Genomic DNA, 19223 nt, shown 5'->3' with positions numbered 1-19223 from the left:
GTCGTCGCGGCGGTCGCAGCCGGGACAGCAGGCGCTCCGGCGCTGCCGAGTCTGCAGCTGAAGGAGGACAGAGCTGATGCTGATGCCCCGTCGAGTCAAGTACCGCAAGCCGCACAAGCCCAAGCGCCGCGGCCAGGCCAAGGGCGGCACCGAACTCGCCTTCGGCGAGTACGGCATCCAGGCCCTGGGCCCCGCCTACGTGACGAACCGGCAGATCGAGTCGGCACGTATCGCGATGACCCGCTACATCAAGCGAGGCGGAAAGGTCTGGATCAACATCTACCCGGACCAGCCGCTGACCAAGAAGCCCGCCGAGGTCCGCATGGGCTCCGGTAAGGGCTCGCCCGAGTGGTGGGTCGCCAACGTGAAGCCCGGACGCGTGATGTTCGAGCTGTCCGGTGTCAGCGAAGAGGTCGCCAAGGAGGCCCTGCGTCTGGCAATCCACAAGCTGCCGATGAAGGCACGCGTGATCAGCCGAGAGAGTGGTGAGTGACGATGGCAGTCGGTTCGAAGGATCTGACGGTCGAGAAGCTCTCGACCATGGACGACGCTTCGCTGGCCGAGCAGCTGCGCTCCGCCAAGGAGGAGCTGTTCAACCTGCGCTTCCAGTCCGCCACCGGTCAGCTGGAGAGCTCCAGCCGCCTGAAGGCCGTCAAGCGTGACATCGCCCGGATCTACACGGTCCTGCGGGAGCGCGAGCTGGGCATCCGTGAGATGGTCGGCGCCGAGGCAGAGGCTGCTGAAGAGAAGGCTGAGGACTGAGCATGAGCGAGAAGAACACCGAAGCACAGGGCACCGAGCGCAACTACCGCAAGAACCTGCGTGGTGTGGTCGTGTCCGACAAGATGGACAAGACCATCGTGGTCGAGGTCGAGGACCGCAGGAAGCACTCCCTGTACGGGAAGGTCATGAAGCGGCACTCGAAGTTCAAGGCTCACGACGAGAACGGCGACGCCGGCATCGGCGACACCGTGCTCATCTCGGAGACCCGCCCGCTGTCGGCGTCGAAGCGCTGGCGCCTGGTGCGGATCATCGAGAAGGCCAAGTGATCATCGACTGATGAGCATCCCGTGCCGCGCTCCCTGTGGGGAGCGCGGCACGGCACCCCGGCCCGGAGGGGCCGGCTGACGGTTCGGGACCCGACTCACCGCGGTGAGTTGGGTCCCGAACTGTTTTCAGGTATGATATTGAGGCTGTGCGCCCTTGCAGCGGGACCATCCATCCCGCGGGCCCTCGTCTCCGGTCGCCAGACCGGGAGGGTTGAGGAAAGCGCACGTCCCCCAAGGCCGCCTCGGCCCCGTGGACAGTGACAGATCGCGTCTGACGCGATGGACCACGGGGGTAAGCGGCGGGGGAGTGTTCCCGTAGAAGTTCCGCAAGGCTCGTCGGATGGACGACGAGAACCGGCGAGACGACAGGAGATTATCCACGTGATCCAGCAGGAATCGCGGCTGAAGATCGCTGACAACACCGGGGCCAAGGAACTTTTGGTCATCCGTGTTCTCGGCGGATCGGGACGCCGCTACGCAGGCATCGGCGACACCTTCGTCGCCACCGTCAAGGACGCCATCCCCGGCGGCAACGTCAAGAAGGGCGACGTCGTCAAGGCTGTGCTCGTCCGTTCGAAGAAGAAGACCCGCCGCAACGACGGCTCCTACATCAGCTTCGACGAGAATGCTGCCGTCATCCTCAAGGGTGACACCCCGGAGCCCCGCGGTACCCGTATCTTCGGGCCGGTGGGTCGTGAGCTGCGCGACAAGAAGTTCATGAAGATCGTCTCGCTCGCGCCGGAGGTGCTCTGACTCATGGCAAAGATCAAGAAGGACGACCTCGTCCAGATCCTCACCGGCAAGGACCGGGGCAAGCAGGGCAAGGTCCTCGAGGTGCGGCCGCGCGAGGAGCGCGTCGTCGTCGAGGGCGTCAACCGTGTGAAGCGCCACCTCCGTGCCGGCCAGTTCGGCAACACCGAGGGCGGCATCGTCGAGTCCGAGGCCCCCATCCACATCTCCAACGTGGCCGTGGTGGACCCGGAGTCGGGCAAGCCCACCCGGGTCGGCTACCGGGAGGAGACCGTCGAGCGTGACGGCCGCACCAAGACTGTGCGCGTCCGGTACGCCAAGGCCTCCGGAAAGGACCTGTGATGACCGAGGTGCAGAGCGTGACCGAGAAGATCACCCCCCGTCTGAAGACCAAGTACCGCTCCGAGATCCGCGAGGCGCTGCAGGGCGAGTTCGGCTACGGCAACGTCATGGAGGTCCCCGGCCTGGTCAAGGTCGTGGTCAACATGGGCGTCGGCGAGGCAGCACGCGACTCCAAGCTCATCGACGGCGCCGTGCGCGACCTGACCAACATCACCGGCCAGAAGCCGAAGGTCACCCGCGCCCGGAAGTCCATCGCGCAGTTCAAGCTGCGCGAGGGTCAGCCGATCGGTGCGCACACCACGCTGCGCGGCGACCGCATGTGGGAGTTCATCGACCGCCTCGTCACCCTTGCGCTGCCGCGCATCCGTGACTTCCGCGGCCTGAGCCCCAAGCAGTTCGACGGCAACGGCAACTACACGTTCGGTCTGACCGAGCAGGCGGTGTTCCACGAGATCGACCAGGACGCGATCGACCGTGCTCGCGGCATGGACATCACCGTGGTGACCACCGCCAAGACCGACGACGAGGGCCGCGCGCTGCTGAAGGCGCTCGGCTTCCCCTTCAAGACCGAACAGTAAGCACTACGCCGCAGGTCCCTTCACCAGAGGTTCCATCGGCCCCGACCCTGTCGGGGACGCTGAGTCCCTTCGGAGATCGGAAACCGCGGCGAGGAAGGGCACACGCCCCACATGACAATGACTGACCCAGTCGCAGACATGCTGACGCGTCTGCGCAACGCCAACTCGGCCTACCACGACCAGGTCTCCATGCCCAGCTCCAAGCTGAAGGTGCGGGTGGCCGACATCCTCAAGGCCGAGGGTTACATCACTGACTGGCGCGAGGAGGAGGCCGAGGTCGGGAAGACCCTGGTCATCGACCTCAAGTTCGGCCCGAACCGTGAGCGTTCGATCGCCGGCCTGCGCCGCATCTCCAAGCCCGGTCTCCGGGTGTATGCGAAGTCCAACAACCTCCCGCACGTGCTGGGCGGTCTGGGCATCGCGATCCTGTCCACCTCTTCCGGTCTGCTCACGGACCGGCAGGCTGCCAAGAAGGGCGTCGGCGGGGAAGTCCTCGCCTACGTCTGGTAACCGGAAGGAGTCGAAGCACAATGTCACGCATCGGTCGTCTTCCGATCACCATCCCTGTCGGCGTCGAGGTCTCCCTCGACGGCCGTGAGATCTCCGTGAAGGGCTCGAAGGGCTCGCTCCAGCGGACCCTCGCCGAGGGCATCGACGTCGCCATCGAGGACGGCACCATCACGGTGACCCGTCCCGACGACGAGCGCGAGTCCCGCTCCCTGCACGGCCTGACCCGCACCCTGATCAACAACATGATCATCGGTGTCACCGACGGCTACACCAAGAAGCTCGAGATCGTCGGCACCGGTTACCGCGTGCAGGCGAAGGGCTCGGACCTCGAGTTCGCCCTGGGCTACTCGCACCCGATCCAGGTGGAGGCCCCCGAGGGCATCACCTTCCAGGTCGAGGGCGCCAACAAGCTCGCGGTCTCCGGCATCGACAAGCAGCAGGTCGGCGAGGTCGCCGCCAACATCCGCAAGCTGCGCAAGCCTGACCCGTACAAGGGCAAGGGCGTGCGCTACGAGGGCGAGCAGATTCGCCGCAAGGCCGGAAAGGCAGGTAAGTAACGCATGGCTATTGGTATCAAGGGCAAGTCGAAGTCCGCTGCCCGCGGCCGTCGTCACCTCCGCCTGCGCAAGAAGATCAGCGGTTCCGCCGAGCGTCCGCGCCTGGTGGTCACCCGCTCATCGCGCCACATGGTCGCTCAGGTCGTCGACGACGACCGCAGCCGCACGCTGGTCTCCGCCACCACCATGGAGGCGGACCTGCGCAGCTTCGACGGCGACAAGACCGCCAAGGCGAAGAAGGTCGGCGAGCTGATCGCCGAGCGCGCCAAAGCTGCCGGCATCGAGGCCGTGGTCTTCGACCGCGGCGGCAACAAGTACCACGGTCGCGTGGCCGCCGTCGCTGACGGCGCTCGGGAGGGTGGTCTGAAGCTGTGAGTGAGAACACCGACAACACTGTGAAGGACTCATCTGTGACTGAGGCCAACGAGAACGCCGCCCAGGCTGCTCAGCAGCCCCAGGCCGGCGAGACCCAGCAGGCCGCTGACAAGAGCTCCGGCCGCGGCGGTCGTGACGAGCGCGCGGCCGTGGTGGCCGCGGCGGTCGTGGCCGCGGCGAGGGCCGTGGCCGTGGCGGCCGCGACATCGACCGGGACAAGTTCCTGGAGCGCGTCGTGACCATCAACCGCGTCTCCAAGGTCGTCAAGGGCGGTCGTCGCTTCAGCTTCACCGCGCTGGTCGTCGTCGGCGACGGCGACGGCATGGTCGGCGTCGGCTATGGCAAGGCCAAGGAGGTGCCCGCCGCGATCCAGAAGGGCGTGGAGGAGGCCAAGAAGAACTTCTTCCGCGTGCCGCGCGTGGGCTCCACCATCCCGCACCTGGTCAAGGGCGAGGACGCCGCGGGCGTCGTGCTGCTGCGTCCGGCCTCCCCGGGTACCGGTGTGATCGCCGGTGGTCCGGTTCGCGCCGTGCTGGAGTGCGCCGGCATCCACGACGTGCTCACCAAGTCCATGGGCTCGGTGAACGCGCTGAACATCGTGCACGGCACCATCGACGCTCTGAAGCAGCTCGAGGAGCCTCAGGCTGTGGCGGCTCGCCGCGGCAAGGCCCTCGACGAGGTCGCACCGGCCCCGATGCTCCGCACCATGGAGGCGGACCGCGAGGCTCGTGCGCAGAAGGCAGGTGCATGAGGGTGACGGTCAACTACACCACCGCCAAGAACCTGGTCCCCGGCGACCACAAGCTGGAGATCACTCAGAAGAAGTCCACCATCGGCGCCACGCCGAAGCACCGTGACACGGTGCGTTCGCTGGGTCTGAAGCGGATCGGCCACACCGTGGTCCGTGACGCGGACGCCGTCACCGTGGGCATGCTGAACACTGTGAAGCATCTCGTGAATGTTGAGGAGGCCAAGTGATGGCAGAGAACAACGCTGCCGAGTCTGAGGTCCTCAAGGTCCACGACCTGCGTCCGGCCCCCGGCTCCAAGAAGGCCCGCACCCGTGTGGGCCGTGGTGAGGCGTCCAAGGGCAAGACCGCAGGCCGCGGCACCAAGGGCACCAAGGCCCGCTACCAGGTCCGCGCCGGCTTCGAGGGTGGGCAGCTGCCGCTGCACATGCGCCTTCCGAAGCTGCGCGGCTTCAAGAACCCGAACCGGGTCGAGTTCTCCCCGGTGAACCTCTCCACCCTGGGGGAGCTCTTCCCCTCCGGCGGCGAAGTCACTCCGGAGATCCTCATCGCCAAGGGCGTGGCCAAGAAGGGCCGCCCCGTCAAGGTGCTCGGCTCCGGTGAGATCTCCTCGGCGGTCCAGGTGAAGGCCCACGCCTTCTCCGCCTCGGCCGAGAAGAAGATCACCGAGCCGGCGGTTCGGTCACGACGCTGGACCTGCGTCCGGCTCCGGCACAGGACTGAGCGACCCATCGCTGATGTCTGACGGCCCCCGTCGCGTGCGACGGGGGCCGTCGTGCATCTCCACCCACCCCATGTTCCGCCTCGCCGCCATGTGATCAGGAGCTCCGGCTGTGGTCCGGATCTCGGAGACGATTCTCATCGTTCCCGCATGTGACGTTAGTATGGCTGTCTGTGTGGCCGCCGGACCTCGGCGGCGACCACTGACGCCATGCCGAGGCACCATCCACAGGAGGACGCGTGTTCAGCGCACTAGCCAGGGTGTTCAAGACGCCCGACCTGCGCCGCAAGATCTGGTTCACGATCGGGATCATCACGATCTACCGGATCGGAGCCTTCATCCCGGCCCCCGGGGTGGACTACGGCGCCGTCCAGCAGTGTCTCGAGCTGGGCTCCACGGAAGGGGGCCTCTACTCCTTCGTGAACATGTTCTCCGGCGGTGCGCTGCTGCAGGTCTCGGTCTTCGCCCTGGGCATCATGCCCTACATCACCGCGGCCATCATCGTGCAGCTGCTGCGCGTGGTCATCCCCCGCTTCGAGACGCTTCAGCGGGAGGGCCCGCAGGGGCAGGCGAAGCTGACGCAGTACACCCGCTACCTCACCATCGGACTGGCCACGCTGAACGCCACCACGCTGGTCGCCACGGCCCGCACGGGTGCGCTGCTGGGCTGTGACATCCCCATCATCCCGAACGACTCCCTGTGGGTCATCGTCCTGATGATCGTCGTGCTGACCTCGGGCGTGGCGCTGATCATGTGGCTCGGCGAGCAGATCACCGAGCGAGGCGTCGGCAACGGCATGTCCATCCTCATCTTCGTCTCCATCGCCGCCGGCTTCCCCGGCGCCATGGGTCAGATCTGGACCGTGCAGGGCTGGCGGACCTTCGCCCTGGTGATGCTGATCGGCCTGGTCATCATCACCGCAGTGGTCTTCGTGGAGCAGTCCCAGCGGCGTGTGCCGGTCCAGTACGCGAAGCGCCAGGTCGGCCGTCGCACGGTGGGCGGAACCTCCACCTACATTCCGATCAAGGTCAACATGGCCGGTGTCATCCCCGTGATCTTCTCCTCCTCGGTGCTGATGCTCCCCTCGGTGTACATCCAGTTCAACCAGCCGGCCCCGGGAGAAGAGCCCGGCCGGTTCGCCGAGCTCATCCAGACGTATTTCGGCACGCAGAGCCACCCGGTGTACATGGTGATCTTCTTCCTGCTGACCATCGGGTTCACCTACTTCTACGTGACCATCACGTTCAACCCGAACGAGGTGGCCGAGAACATGCGCAAGTACGGCGGGTTCATCCCCGGGATCCGCGCCGGCCGGCCCACGGAGAGCTACCTGGCCTACGTGATCTCCCGCATCACGTTCCCCGGCTCGCTGTATCTGGGCTTCATCGCCTGATCCCGCTGATCGCCTTCGTGCTGATCCGCGCCGACCAGAACTTCCCGTTCGGCGGAACCTCCATCCTCATCATGGTGGGTGTGGGTCTGACCACGGTGAAGCAGATCAACGCTCAGATGGAACAGAGGAACTACGAAGGGCTGCTGCGATGACGCGAATGCTGATCGTCGGACCCGCCGGGTCGGGCAAGGGAACCCAGTCGAAGAAGATCGCCGAGGAGCTGGGCATCGTCGCCATCTCCACCGGTGACATCTTCCGGGCCAACATCAAGGGCGGGACGGAGCTGGGCCGGGAGGCCCAGACCTACGTCGACGCCGGCGAGCTCGTCCCGGACTCGGTGACCAACCGCATGGTCGAGGACCGCCTGTCCTGGGAGGACGCGAAGGACGGCTTCCTGCTGGACGGCTACCCCCGCAACCGCACCCAGGTGACCGCGCTCGATGAGATGCTCTCCCGCCTGGGAGTGGAGCTCGACGTCGTGCTGGAGCTCACCGCCGACCGTGAGGAGCTGACCCAGCGGCTGAAGAAGCGCGCCGAGATCGAAGGGCGCGAGGATGACGCTGATGAGGCCGCGATCCGCCGTCGTCTGGAGCTCTTCGAGAGCGAGACCGCGCCGATGATCGCCGAGTACGACTCCCGCGGCCTGCTCCGCCAGGTCGACGGGCTGGGCGAGATCGACGAGGTCTACGGACGCATCATGGAAGCGATCCGCGGCTGATGTTCTCCCGACCCCGCGTCGAGCTCAAGACGCCCGAGCAGCTGGCTTCCATGGACGCCGCCGGCTCAGTGCTGTGTGAGGCGCTCGACGCCGCCGTCGCCGCGGCAGAGCCCGGACGGAGCACGGCGGAGCTCGACGCGGTCTTCGCCGAGGTGCTCGCCGACCACGAGGCGAAGCCGAACTTCCTGAACTATCACGGCTTCCCCGGGCACATCTGCGCGTCGGTCAACGACGAGGTCGTCCACGGGATCCCCGGAGGCCGTGTCCTGCAGACCGGCGACGTGCTGAAGATCGACGGCGGCTGCATCATCGACGGCTGGCACTCGGACTCGGCGCGCACGGTGATCCTGGGCTCCTCCCAGGACGGGACCGCCGACGCCGGCGACGAGCGTCTCTCGGAGATCACGCGCCAGGCCATGTGGCGCGGCATCGCCGCCTTCGCCACGGCCCGCCACGTCGGGGAGATCGGTGAAGCGATCGAGGAGCATGTCGTCTCCCAGCCCGGCGAGCGGCTGGGGATCCTCGAGGACTATGTGGGCCACGGGATCGGCTCGGCCATGCACCTGCCCCCGGACGTCTTCAACTACTCCACGGGCATGAAGGGCACCCGGATCAAGCCGGGCCTCGCGCTGGCCATCGAGCCGATGCTCACCCGCGGCGGCATCGAGACCCGGGTCCTCGACGACGACTGGACGGTCGTCACGGAGGACGGGTCCCGGGCCAGCCAGTGGGAGCACTCGGTGGCCCGCCACGAGGGCGGGATCTGGGTGCTGACCGCACCCGACGGCGGGGCCTCCGAGCTGGAGCCGCTCGGCGTGACCCCCGTGCCGATCCGCTGATCGACACTCGGGTCGACCGCGGCTGCCGGCCCCGGTCCGCCCTCCTCACCGCTGACCCGCCCCGGGTCCTCCTGCGGCGAATTGCCGCGACGACTCGGTGTCGGGTAGTATTGACTGCTGGTTGTCTCTGTGGTTCAGCCGTGCCCGCAGACCGGCGGGCGTCCTGCGCCTCCGGTCTCACCGGGAGCGGAGGGAGCCCAGCGGCGTCTGTCAGAAACAGAACCAGATTCTCCCGGCCCGCACGTCACGTGCGGCGGCATCATTCCTCATGATCACGGGTCAGGCGGTGCAGTGCGCCGCGGTCCGGATCGACGGGTGCTGTCGCCGTCGTCGTGCATCGACCGGACGGGGGAGTCGCGAACGGTGTGGAGCATATGGGTAAAAAAGAAGGTGTGATCGAGGTTGAGGGCCGGGTGACCGAAGCCCTTCCGAACGCGATGTTCCGCGTGCGTCTGGAGAACGACCACGTGGTGCTCGCCACCATCTCGGGCAAGATGCGCCAGCACTACATCCGGATCCTCCCGGAGGACCGGGTCGTGGTGGAGATGAGCCCGTATGACCTCAACCGTGGACGTATCGTCTACCGCTACAAGTAAAGAGGAAAGCCATGAAGGTTCACCCCAGCGTGAAGCAGATCTGCTCTGACTGCAAGGTGATCCGCCGCAACGGCGTGATCCGCGTGATCTGCAAGAACCCGCGCCACAAGCAGCGCCAGGGCTGAGCTCCTCACCTTCTCCCACCTGGATGAAGTGAGGGCGCCCGGGCGCTCGACCACAGCTCAATGATGATGGCAGTGCACACCGTGGATGAGCTGCACGGTTCCACCTCCGGTTGCCGAGGGCCGGAGACCCGCTGACGGCGTCACCTCCGACGCCGGACGCCGCCGATCACCGTATCGGGGACGTCCCAGAGGGAACGCACTGCTGAAGACCTTCGGACAAGAACAAGGAGGACTGCCACGTGGCACGTCTGGCAGGTGTCGACATCCCGCGCGACAAGCGCACGGTGATCGCACTCACTTACATCTACGGCGTCGGGCACACCCGCGCCCAGCTGGCCCTCGAGGCCACCGGGATCGACCCGAACACCCGTGTGAAGGACCTCAGCGACGACCAGCTGGTCGCTCTGCGTGACTACATCGAGGGGAACTTCACGGTCGAGGGTGACCTCCGTCGTGAGGTCGCCGCCGACATCCGGCGCAAGGTCGAGATCGGTTCCTACCAGGGCCTGCGCCACCGCCGTGGCCTGCCGGTCCGCGGTCAGCGCACCAAGACCAACGCCCGCACCCGCAAGGGTCCGAAGAGGACCGTCGCAGGCAAGAAGAAGTAGTTCTGCGTATGCCCTCGGCCTCCGGGGTCCCGGACAGGCCGGCACACGCTGATCAGACCAACTGAGTCACGGAGAAGATATGCCCCCCAAGTCACGCGCAGCGGCTCGCAAGCCGCGCCGCAAGGCCAGCAAGAACATCACCCAGGGCCAGGCCCACATCAAGTCGACCTTCAACAACACGATCGTGTCCATCACGGACCCCACCGGCGCCGTGATCTCGTGGTCCTCGTCGGGCGAGGTCGGACACAAGGGCTCCCGCAAGTCCACTCCCTACGCGGCGCAGATGACCGCGGAGCAGGCCGCCAAGCGTGCCCAGGAGCACGGCATGCGCAAGGTTGACGTGTTCGTCAAGGGCCCGGGCTCCGGGCGCGAGACCGCCATCCGCTCCCTGCAGGCCGCCGGCCTCGAGGTCGGCTCCATCACGGACGTCACCCCGAGCGCGCACAACGGCTGCCGCCCGCCGAAGCGCCGTCGCGTCTGAGCGACCTTCTATACGACACCGATCTCCGCCGCGGCCTCCCGGGTCGCGGCGGAGGTGAGCATCATCATCGCTGAGTTTGCGTCATATAGCGGATGCACTCTGAAAGGAACCACCAGTGCTCATTGCACAGCGCCCCACGCTGACCGAAGAAGTCGTCGCTGAACACCGTTCGCGTTTCATCATCGAGCCCCTGGAGCCGGGCTTCGGCTACACCCTCGGCAACTCGCTGCGTCGCACCCTGCTGTCCTCCATTCCGGGCGCGGCTGTGACCAGCATCCGGATCGACGGTGTGCTCCACGAGTTCACCACCGTCGCCGGCGCCAAGGAGGACGTCACCGAGCTCGTGCTCAACGTGAAGCGGCTCTCCGTGTCCTCCGAGCACGACGAGCCCGTCGTCGCCTACCTCCGCAAGGAGGGCCCGGGTGAGGTCACTGCCGCGGACATCACTCCGCCGGCGGGTGTGGAGGTCCACAACCCCGACCTCCACCTGGCCACCCTCAACGAGGACGGCAAGCTGGACATGGAGCTGACCATCGAGCGCGGCCGCGGCTATGTGTCGGCCTCGCAGAACAAGGTCGCGGACTCGGAGATCGGCCGCATTCCGGTCGACTCCATCTACTCCCCGGTCCTGAAGGTGAGCTTCAAGGTCGAGGCGACCCGTGTCGAGCAGCGCACCGACTTCGACAAGCTGATCGTCGACGTCGAGGCCAAGCCGTCGATGGCTCCGCGCGATGCACTGGCATCCGCGGGCACCACGCTGGTCGAGCTGTTCTCGCTGGCCCGGGAGCTCAACGTCGCCGCCGAGGGCATCGAGATCGGCCCCTCGCCGACCGACGCCGCCCTGGCCGCCGACATGGCTCTGCCCATCGAGGACCTGGAGCTGACGGTGCGCTCCTACAACTGCCTCAAGCGCGAGGGCATCCACACCGTGGGTGAGCTCGTGGCACGCTCCGAGGCCGACCTGATGGACATCCGCAACTTCGGTGCGAAGTCCATCGACGAGGTCAAGGACAAGCTCACCGAGCTCGGCCTGTCCCTGAAGGACTCCCCGGCGGGCTTCGACCCGACCGCCGCGCGCTTCCAGGAGGCGGGCGAGGGCGAGTACCTCGAGGGCGAGCAGCAGTTCTGAGCGCCTGACGCACACGACATCATCTGCGCGTCGCGGGGGCTGTGACCCGGCGGCGCACCATCCAAGGAGAACGAGACCATGCCTACCCCCACCAAGGGACCGCGCCTGGGCGGGAGCCCGTCGCACGAGAAGATGATGCTGGCCAACCTGTCGGCCAGCCTGTTCGAGCACCGCTCGATCACCACCACGGTGACCAAGGCGAAGCGTCTGCGTCCGTACGCAGAGCGCCTGATCACCATCGCCAAGAAGGGTGACCTCGCGGCTCGCCGCCAGGTGGTCGGCAAGATCAGCGCCAAGAACTCGACCAACCAGGCCATCGTCCACGAGCTGTTCACTGTGATCGCTCCGGCCATGGCCCAGCGCGAGGGCGGCTATACCCGCATCACCAAGATCGGCAACCGCAAGGGCGACAACGCCCCCATGGCTGTCATCGAGCTCGTCATGGAGCCGGTCTCCCCGAAGCAGGCTGTGGTGAAGGAGGCCGAGCAGGCCGCCGCCGCCCCGGTCGAGGAGGAGTCGGTCGAGGAGGTCGCCGAGGACACTCAGGTCGAGGAGGTCACCGAGGAGACTCCCGCTGAGGAGACTCCGGCTGAGGAGACTTCCGAGGAGACCGAGGACAAGTGACCCTTCCGGGCCTTCGGGTCCGATGATCCGGCAGAGCGCCTGTCCTGACGGGTTCTCCGCGCCGCGCATCGTCAGCACGCCGTGACGATGTGCCCTCGGCATCGCAGAAGCCCCCGATCCCCTGCAGGGGATCGGGGGCTTCTGCGTGTGCGGGCTGCGGTGCGGAGCCCGGATACCCTGGTGTCCATGGCAGATGTGCGGATCCGACTCGACCTGGCCTACGACGGCGGCGCCTACCGCGGCTGGGCCGCCCAGCCGGGGCTGCGCACCGTAGAGGGTGTGCTCACCGAGGCGCTGGCCACCCTGATCCGTCGGCCTGTGAAGGTCGTGGTCGCCGGGCGGACCGACGCCGGGGTCCACGCCCGAGGCCAGGTGGTGCACCTGGACCTGAGCCGCGCCGAATGGGAAGGTCTGTCACGGGGCCGGGACATCGCGCCCGAGGAGGCGATCCTGCGCCGGCTGGGCGGGGTGCTGGCCCGCGAGGACGGGGCTGTCGTCGTCCACAGCGCCGCCGAGGTCCCGGCGAGCTTCGACGCCCGGTTCTCGGCCCTGAGCCGCACCTACACCTACCGGATCGCCGACCATCCCGCGCTGCGGGATCCGCTGCGTCGGGCGGACACCGCCTGGCATCGCGCGCGGCTGGACGACGCGCTCATGGCAGCTGAGACCGTCGGGATGCTGGGGCTGCATGACTTCGGCAGCTTCTGCCGGCCCCGGGAGATGAGCACGACCATCCGAGAGCTGCAGGAGTTCAGCATCGCACGCGGGGACGACGGCGTCATCGCGGCCCGGCTCACCGCGGACGCCTTCTGCCACCACATGGTGCGGGCCCTGATCGGCGCGACGATCGACGTGGGGGAGGGGCGCCGTGAGTCGGGCTGGCTCATGGAGCGGCTGGGCACGCCCAGCTGGGACGCCGCAGTGCGGCTGGCCCCGCCGCGAGGACTGGTGCTGGAGTCTGTGGACTACCCGCCCGACGATCAGCTGGCCGACCGTGCGGAGCAGACTCGGGCCATGCGCCCGACACGCGGATCCTGAGCCGCGGACGAATTGTCATGCGATGCCTGCTGTGACACCTATGACATCGACTGATGTGATCTTTCGCACGCAGTGTGCGGAGTCACGCATCGATTGCTCCAGCGCTATAGCTCTCTGACCAGGGGTGATGTTCCACTCATGGCGTGCGGAGAGGCTGAGAGCGCTTCCTGCCCGGTGATGTAGGGTGCCACAGTTCGCATGCGTTGCGACCTGGCTCATAGGACGCAGCTCACCGGTTCAGACCTCTTCGACTCAAAGGATCACCCTCTGATGAGCACCACCACCACACGATCGCAGGACCCCGCGGTCACCGCCGTGACATGGGTCGTGCTGGTCGCCGCGTTCGGCGGCTTCCTCTTCGGCTTCGACACCGCCGTCATCAACGGTGCGGTCGGCGCCATCCAAGACACGTTCGGCCTCTCTGAGGTCCTGATCGGCTTCACCGTCTCCTCCGCTCTGCTGGGCTGCATGGTCGGCGCCTGGATCGGCGGCACGCTCTCGGACCGTCTGGGTCGCGTGCGCGCCATGCTCATCGCCGCCGCCGCTTTCTTCATCTCCGCGTTGGGCTCCGGCCTGGCCTTCGACACCGTGGACCTGATCGTCTGGCGCGTGCTCGGCGGCGTCGGCGTCGGCATGGCCTCGGTGATCGCCCCGGCCTACATCGCCGAGGTCGCGCCCACCAACCTCCGGGGACGCCTGGGCTCGCTGTGGCAGATGGCCATCGTCATCGGGATCTTCGCCGCGGCCGTCTCCAACGCCTTCATCTCCAACCTCGCCGGTGGGGCGTCCGGGGAACTGTGGTTCGGCGTCGACGCCTGGCGCTGGATGTTCCTCATCGAGGCGATCCCCGCCCTGATCTACGGCCTGCTGGCCACCTCCATCCCGGAGTCGCCGCGCTACCTGGTCTCGCGGGGCGACGACGCCCGCGCGGCGACGGTGCTGCGGGAGGTCGTGGGCCTGCGCCAGGACGACGAGATCCGCGCGAAGATCCAGGAGATCGGCCGGACGATCAACATGGAGTCCCGGCAGCGACTGCGCGACCTGCTGGTCTCCGGCAAGGTCATGCCCATCGTGTGGGTCGGCCTGGGGCTCGCGGTCTTCCAGCAGTTCGTGGGGATCAACGTGATCTTCTACTACTCCAACACGCTGTGGCAGTCGGTGGGCATCCCCGAGGACCAGTCGTTCCTGATCCAGGTCATCACCACCACGGTGAACATCGTGGCCACCGTGGTCGGCATCATCATCGTGGACAAGGTGGGCCGCCGCATTCCGCTGGCCGTCGGCTCTGCCGGCATGGCCCTGGGCCTCGGGATGATGGCGGTGGCCTTCTCCCAGGCCGTCACCGTCGGCGACGACGTCCAGCTCCCCGGGGCCTGGGGCGTGGTCGCCCTGATCTCGGCCAACGTGTTCGTGCTGTTCTTCGGCGCCACTTGGGGCCCGTTCATGTGGCTGCTGCTGGGTGAGATGTTCCCCAACCGCATCCGCGCCATCGCGCTGGGGGTGACGGCGTCGGCCAACTGGGCGGCGAACTTCGTGATCTCCACGATCTTCCCGTCCATGGCGGAGCTCTCTCTCGTCTTCGCCTACGGCTTCTATGCGGTCTCGGCGCTGCTGTCCTTGGTCTTCGTGCTCAAGTGGGTCCCGGAGACCAAGGGCCGCGAGCTTGAGGACATGGCGGAAGGCGCCTACACCAAGCAGGGCTGAGCCCGCAGCCCGGATCCATCGGGCGCACCGGGGCGTGCGCAGACGACGGCCGGTCACGTCCCTCAGTGGGGGGAGGTGACCGGCCGTCGTCGTCCGTCCCTCCGACACGCGGCGGAGACTGAGAGGGGCATGCGCATGCCCGTCCTGCTCGCGGGGCCGAACCCGCGGCAAGGGCACCCTGCACCGGACCACGGAGATGCCCGTCCTGCTCGCGGGGCCGAACCGCCGCAGGAGGCTGGGCCAGAGCCCGCCGCACGTGCCAGGGGTGGGCAGCCTCAGAGAGCCGCCCTCACCCGTCGATGACGGCGACCAGCTCGTCCAGGAAGCTGCCGAAGTCCTGGCCACGGCGCAGCAGCCGCTGGACGGACTCGCGTTCGCTGAAGACCTCCACGAGCTGTTCGAAGATCGTCTGGAAGGCCTCGCGCTCGTCCTCGCTGAAGGCGACCAGCGCCACCACCTGGACGCGGGCGTCGCCCCAGGGGACGGAGCCGTCGGCGATGCCCAGAGCGATGGCCGTGCGCGTGGCGGTCATCTGCAGTGCATGCGGCACCGCCAGGGCCTCCGTGAACGCCGTGGAGGAGAGCCGTTCCCGCTCCACGGTGCGGTCGATGTAGTCCTGGTCGATCACTCCGCGGGCCGCCAGCGGAGCACCCAGGGCGCGGATGGCCTCCTCCTCGTCCGCGGTGTCCAGCGGACGGATGAAGGCGTCCGGGCTCAGGTAGCGCTCGAGCTCCTCCCGCAGCCGGGCCAGCCGTCGGCCCCGGCGGATCCGGGAGGCCGCCGTGGTGATGCGTTCCAGGTCCGCGTCGGTGAGGAACGGGGGCAGGGTGACGGTCCGTTCGTCGCGGTGGGGCGGTTCGATGGTGGTCAGCACCAGGTCGGTGTCGATCGCCGCCCAGTCGGGGTCCACCCGGGTCTCGACTCCCGTGACCTCGATGCTGGGTCCCAGGGAGCGGGCGATCCGGGAGCGCAGCAGCTCGTGCAGCTCGTAGTACCCGGGGCAGACGATGGTGGCGGTCAGCACCGTCTCCGCCATCCGGCGGCGCTCGAGACGGCCCCCGACATGCATGGCGATGTAGGCGATCTCATCGTCGTGGATCTCGACGTCCAGGCGGCGGCCGACGTCGTTGGCGATGGACACCGCCACCTGGAAGATCATCGGGTAGGCGGACTTCAGGGATCGGGTCAACGGGTTGCGGGCGGTCGCATGCTCCCGGGAGCGCAGCACCAGGTTCTGCACGTGCAGGCCGAGGCGCCGGATGAACTCCTCGTCGACGATGTCCACCAGGTACCCGTGGGCGGCGTGGGTGACGGCCTGCCGCACGGTGGCCTCGATCTCCGGGTCCAGCCGTACCTGCTCCTCGGCGGCCCCACCGGGGGCGACCACCCGGGTCAGCACCAGGGAACTGAGATGCTGCAGGTCGCCGGGGCCCAGGGCGACGTCGAAATGGCGTCGGCTCAGCGCATCGAGGGTCGCCCCCAGGCGGTGCTGATCGTCGCTGGGCTCCCCGTGGGTGCTGTGCAGGGCGCGGCCGCGCGCGACCCGGTCGGCGGCGATGGCGGCGTGCAGGGCGTCGTCGGCGGCCGCGAACTCGTTGACGTACCAGCCCAGCGAGGCGAGCTCGGCGGCCAGCTCCCGGGTGAAGGTCCCGAAGGCGGCGCTGTCCACGGTGCCGAGCCCTGCGGCCCGCCGCAGAGCCTCGACGTCGAAGGTTCCCTCCTCCATCTCCTCATGGGCCAGGCGGGAGACCAGCCGGCGCTGGGCCAGCTCGTCGCCCACCAGGCGCACCCGCGGTCCGCTGCGTCGAAGCTGCAGCTCGGTCCCGTCCAGCAGGCCGCGGACACGCGCAAGGTCAGACTCCACCGTGGCGTCGCTGACGTAGAGCGTCTCGGCGGTCTCATAGACGTCGAGCCCTTCCTCGGCGGTGAGCAGCGCCCGCACCAGCCGGTGCAGCCGGTCCCGGGGAGTCTCCCGCTCGCCGCCGGCCCTCAGCCCGGCGAGCACGGGTCGGTTGGCGCGGTAGCCGGAAGGCCCTGACTCGACGGCGTCGCCGCCGGGAGTGCGGGCGTTGATCGCCGCGATGTAGGAACGCACGCTGCGCGGCGTGACGCCGAGCAGGTCCGCCAGCGCGGCCGCCGTGGTCCAGCCGCGGTCGCGCAGCAGCAGGGTGACCAGCTGGTCCTGGCGCTGCGCGTCATCGCATGCCCCCTCGGCGCCGTCGTTCCATGGCAGGTGCGCCCGCCTGCGCTCGGGCGGCGGGAGGATCCACGCCTACGATACCCGCGCCGCGTCTCCGGGTCCTTGGGCGACCGGCAGGTGGCGGGCCGGTGACCGGCAGATTTCCGGGGAGGCGGAAACTTCAATGGTTGTGACGGGCATCGCGGCGCGCGGAGAATCACAGTCAGGAGAAGAAGGAGCTGATGATCGATGGAGATCCTGGTGGTCTGCGGCGCCGGTGCGTCCAGCACATTCGTGGCCCAGCGCGCCCGCGCCGCTCTGCAGCGGGCGGGGCTGCCGCATACGGTGCGTGCCGCCGCCGACTCCGCACTGTCGGGGGACCTCGATGACGTCGACCTCCTCCTGCTGGGGCCCAGTTGGCCGCCTTCCGGGAACGTGTCCAGGACCGCCTGGACTCCTACAGCATGCGCATCCCCCTGGTGACCCTTCCCCCTGACATCTTCAGCGACCTCGACGGATCCCGCACCCTTGCCCTGATCCTCGAGTCGCTCCCCGTCGACCGCAATGACCCCGAGGAGACCTCATGACCTCGTCCCTGCTGCCGCACGCCTCCTCCCAGGAGGTCGCGCCCGCTGTATCCGCTGCTTCCGCCGCGACCGCGGAACAGCCCGCTCCCGGGGCGCGCACCCTGTCCGGCACCGGCGTGGGGCAGGGTGTGGCCCTGGGGACCGTGGCCCGGATGGCGGCCCCTCTTCAGGCACCGGGGGAGGAGCCCAGCGCCCTGACCCCGGAGCAGGAGCACGCTCGCGTGCAGGAGTCCGTGGTCGCCGTCGCCCAGGACCTCGCCGCCCGGGGCGAGGCTGCCGGCGGAACGGCCCAGGGCGTGCTGCAGGCCCAGGCGATGATGGCCCAGGACCCGGCCCTGGACAAGGCGGTGCGGGCCCGTCTCGGCGACGGCGCCACCGCGGAGCGGGCCGTCCATGAGTCCTTCGAGCAGTTCCGTCGCCGCCTGGAGCAGGCCGGAGGCTACCTGGGGGAGCGCGCCGCCGACCTGGCCGACGTCGCCCAGCGCGTCATCGCCCACCTCTCCGGGCTTCCGGCCCCCGGCGTCCCGGACTCCGGCCATCCCTTCGTGCTGGTGGCCCAGGACCTGGCCCCGGCCGACACCGCGCTGCTCGATCTGGAGAAGGTCCTGGCGGTGGTGACCATCGAGGGCGGGCCCACCTCCCACACCGCGATCCTCGCCCGGGAGAAGGGCCTCACCGCCGTGGTCGGGGTGGCCGGGGCCGCCGAGCTGACTGATGGTGAGACCGTGGTGGTCGACGCCGCCGCCTCCACGGTGGAGACCTCCCCGAGCCCTGAGCGTGAGGAGGAGGTCCGCGCACGCATCGCGGAGCGGGCCGCCGCGGCCTCCGCCCCGGTCACTCCGGGGGCGCTGGCCGACGGGACCCCGGTGCCGCTGCTGGCCAACCTGGGATCGCCGGAGGGGGCGGCCGAGGCCGTGGAGCTCGGCGCCGAAGGTGTGGGCCTGTTCCGCACCGAGTTCCTCTTCCTCAGCGCGGAGACCGCTCCGGACGTTGCCGCCCAACGCCACGCCTACCAGCAGATGCTCGAGGCCTTCCCCGGGCAGAAGGTGGTCATCCGACTGCTCGACGCCGGCGCGGACAAGCCGCTGCCGTTCCTCACCGACGCGGACGAGGAGAACCCGGCGCTGGGGCGCCGTGGCCTGCGCGCCCTGAACGCGCAGCCGGAGATCCTCCGGGGCCAGCTCACCGCGTTGGCCGAGGCCGCCGCCGCCACCGAGGCCGACCTGTGGGTCATGGCTCCGATGGTCTCCACCGCGGAGGAGGCCGAGGCGTTCACCGCCCTCGCCGCCGAGCACGGGCTGCGCACCGCCGGGGTGATGGTGGAGGTCCCCTCCAGCGCCCTGATCGCCGACCAGCTGCTGGCCCGCACCGGTTTCGCCTCGATCGGCACCAACGACCTGACCCAGTACACGATGGCCGCCGACCGGCTGCTGGGCTCCGTCGCCGAGCTGCAGGACCCGTGGCACCCGGCGGTGCTGCGGCTGCTCGGCGAGGTCGGCGCCGCCGGAGCCCGCCAGGACCGCCCGGTGGGGGTGTGCGGCGAGGCGGCCGCGACCGCGTGCTCGGCCGTG

The 19223-nt window shown here is 68.5% G+C and carries 23 protein-coding genes and 3 pseudogenes; 25 read left to right on the top strand and 1 reads right to left on the bottom strand.

All coding sequences use genetic code 11. The features are described from left to right. The first annotated feature begins 76 nt into the window (after positions 1–76). The 23 genes and pseudogenes from rplP to BCY76_RS14790 all read left to right on the top strand — a co-directional run bounded on the left by rplP (position 77) and on the right by BCY76_RS14790 (position 14886). Positions 77–493, top strand: a complete 417-nt coding sequence (gene rplP / locus BCY76_RS14900; protein WP_070159061.1) for a 50S ribosomal protein L16 — start codon at positions 77–79, stop codon at positions 491–493. Between the two features lie 2 nt (positions 494–495). Continuing rightward, positions 496–762 carry a 50S ribosomal protein L29 gene (gene rpmC, locus BCY76_RS14895; RefSeq protein ID WP_070159062.1) on the top strand — a complete coding sequence of 89 codons (267 nt, stop codon included), beginning with the start codon at positions 496–498 and terminating at the stop codon, positions 760–762. A 2-nt stretch (positions 763–764) separates the two neighbouring features. After that, positions 765–1049: a 30S ribosomal protein S17 gene (gene rpsQ / locus BCY76_RS14890; protein ID WP_070159063.1), complete on the top strand. Its 285-nt coding sequence runs from the start codon at positions 765–767 to the stop codon at positions 1047–1049. A gap of 381 nt (positions 1050–1430) precedes the next feature. After that, on the top strand, positions 1431–1802 hold the full coding sequence (gene rplN / locus BCY76_RS14885; protein ID WP_070159064.1) for a 50S ribosomal protein L14: 372 nt from the start codon (positions 1431–1433) through the stop codon (positions 1800–1802). A 3-nt stretch (positions 1803–1805) separates the two neighbouring features. Continuing rightward, complete coding sequence (gene rplX, locus BCY76_RS14880; RefSeq protein WP_070159065.1) at positions 1806–2141, top strand: 50S ribosomal protein L24; 336 nt, start codon at positions 1806–1808, stop codon at positions 2139–2141. Beyond that, positions 2141–2719 (top strand): 50S ribosomal protein L5, encoded by a 579-nt coding sequence (rplE, locus tag BCY76_RS14875; protein WP_070159066.1) that lies wholly within the window; start codon positions 2141–2143, stop codon positions 2717–2719. The genes rplX and rplE overlap by 1 nt, the downstream gene beginning before the upstream one ends. Before the next feature lie 111 nt (positions 2720–2830). Beyond that, positions 2831–3229, top strand: coding sequence for a 30S ribosomal protein S8 (gene rpsH / locus BCY76_RS14870; protein WP_070159067.1), 399 nt, complete (start codon positions 2831–2833; stop codon positions 3227–3229). Positions 3230–3249: 20 nt separating this feature from the next. Next, on the top strand, positions 3250–3786 hold the full coding sequence (rplF, locus tag BCY76_RS14865) for a 50S ribosomal protein L6 (RefSeq protein WP_085437865.1): 537 nt from the start codon (positions 3250–3252) through the stop codon (positions 3784–3786). Between the two features lie 3 nt (positions 3787–3789). Further along, the gene (gene rplR / locus BCY76_RS14860) at positions 3790–4161 is read left to right on the top strand and encodes a 50S ribosomal protein L18 (RefSeq protein WP_070159069.1); all 372 of its coding nucleotides are present in this window, start codon (positions 3790–3792) and stop codon (positions 4159–4161) included. After that, positions 4158–4912 (top strand): annotated as a pseudogene (gene rpsE / locus BCY76_RS14855) (30S ribosomal protein S5). Before rplR ends, rpsE begins: the two are co-directional and overlap by 4 nt. Then, positions 4909–5139, top strand: a complete 231-nt coding sequence (gene rpmD, locus BCY76_RS14850) for a 50S ribosomal protein L30 (RefSeq protein WP_070162524.1) — start codon at positions 4909–4911, stop codon at positions 5137–5139. The pseudogene rpsE and the gene rpmD overlap by 4 nt, the downstream one beginning before the upstream one ends. After that, positions 5139–5632: pseudogene (gene rplO, locus BCY76_RS14845) on the top strand (50S ribosomal protein L15). The gene rpmD and the pseudogene rplO overlap by 1 nt, the downstream one beginning before the upstream one ends. Positions 5633–5869: 237 nt before the next feature. Beyond that, positions 5870–7176 (top strand): annotated as a pseudogene (gene secY, locus BCY76_RS14840) (preprotein translocase subunit SecY). Then, on the top strand, positions 7173–7742 hold the full coding sequence (locus tag BCY76_RS14835; protein ID WP_070162528.1) for an adenylate kinase: 570 nt from the start codon (positions 7173–7175) through the stop codon (positions 7740–7742). The pseudogene secY and the gene BCY76_RS14835 overlap by 4 nt, the downstream one beginning before the upstream one ends. After that, a complete protein-coding gene (gene map, locus BCY76_RS14830; protein WP_170922716.1) occupies positions 7742–8581 on the top strand; it encodes a type I methionyl aminopeptidase in 840 nt (279 codons plus the stop codon). The genes BCY76_RS14835 and map overlap by 1 nt, the downstream gene beginning before the upstream one ends. 374 nt (positions 8582–8955) lie before the next feature. Then, a complete protein-coding gene (infA, locus tag BCY76_RS14825) occupies positions 8956–9177 on the top strand; it encodes a translation initiation factor IF-1 (RefSeq protein WP_070162529.1) in 222 nt (73 codons plus the stop codon). 11 nt (positions 9178–9188) lie between these two features. Further along, complete coding sequence (gene rpmJ / locus BCY76_RS14820) at positions 9189–9302, top strand: 50S ribosomal protein L36 (protein WP_070162531.1); 114 nt, start codon at positions 9189–9191, stop codon at positions 9300–9302. Positions 9303–9541: 239 nt separating this feature from the next. Further along, a complete protein-coding gene (rpsM, locus tag BCY76_RS14815) occupies positions 9542–9910 on the top strand; it encodes a 30S ribosomal protein S13 (RefSeq protein ID WP_070162533.1) in 369 nt (122 codons plus the stop codon). Between the two features lie 79 nt (positions 9911–9989). Next, positions 9990–10391: a 30S ribosomal protein S11 gene (rpsK, locus tag BCY76_RS14810; RefSeq protein ID WP_070162535.1), complete on the top strand. Its 402-nt coding sequence runs from the start codon at positions 9990–9992 to the stop codon at positions 10389–10391. A gap of 115 nt (positions 10392–10506) precedes the next feature. Continuing rightward, positions 10507–11520, top strand: coding sequence for a DNA-directed RNA polymerase subunit alpha (locus BCY76_RS14805; RefSeq protein WP_070162537.1), 1014 nt, complete (start codon positions 10507–10509; stop codon positions 11518–11520). 78 nt (positions 11521–11598) lie between these two features. Next, the gene (gene rplQ / locus BCY76_RS14800; RefSeq protein WP_085437863.1) at positions 11599–12144 is read left to right on the top strand and encodes a 50S ribosomal protein L17; all 546 of its coding nucleotides are present in this window, start codon (positions 11599–11601) and stop codon (positions 12142–12144) included. Positions 12145–12330: 186 nt separating this feature from the next. Beyond that, positions 12331–13182 carry a tRNA pseudouridine synthase A gene (locus tag BCY76_RS14795; protein WP_085437862.1) on the top strand — a complete coding sequence of 284 codons (852 nt, stop codon included), beginning with the start codon at positions 12331–12333 and terminating at the stop codon, positions 13180–13182. A 270-nt stretch (positions 13183–13452) separates the two neighbouring features. Further along, positions 13453–14886: a sugar porter family MFS transporter gene (locus tag BCY76_RS14790; RefSeq protein WP_070162539.1), complete on the top strand. Its 1434-nt coding sequence runs from the start codon at positions 13453–13455 to the stop codon at positions 14884–14886. A gap of 289 nt (positions 14887–15175) precedes the next feature. Here BCY76_RS14790 and BCY76_RS14785 read toward each other — a convergent pair whose 3' ends face one another. Continuing rightward, a complete protein-coding gene (locus BCY76_RS14785) occupies positions 15176–17062 on the bottom strand; it encodes a BglG family transcription antiterminator (protein WP_085437861.1) in 1887 nt (628 codons plus the stop codon). A gap of 252 nt (positions 17063–17314) precedes the next feature. Here BCY76_RS14785 and BCY76_RS14780 point away from each other — a divergent pair, with 252 nt between their 5' ends. Further along, positions 17315–17548 (top strand): hypothetical protein, encoded by a 234-nt coding sequence (locus BCY76_RS14780; RefSeq protein ID WP_237090201.1) that lies wholly within the window; start codon positions 17315–17317, stop codon positions 17546–17548. A gap of 256 nt (positions 17549–17804) precedes the next feature. Next, positions 17805–19223: putative PEP-binding protein (locus tag BCY76_RS14775; protein WP_237090203.1), on the top strand; the 1419-nt coding region annotated here is incomplete at its 3' end.

Source organism: Nesterenkonia sp. PF2B19, assembly GCF_001758425.2.
GTDB lineage: Bacteria > Actinomycetota > Actinomycetes > Actinomycetales > Micrococcaceae > Nesterenkonia > Nesterenkonia aethiopica.
Note: the sequence above shows the minus strand (reverse complement) of the source record. Positions and strands in the feature narration are given on the sequence as shown.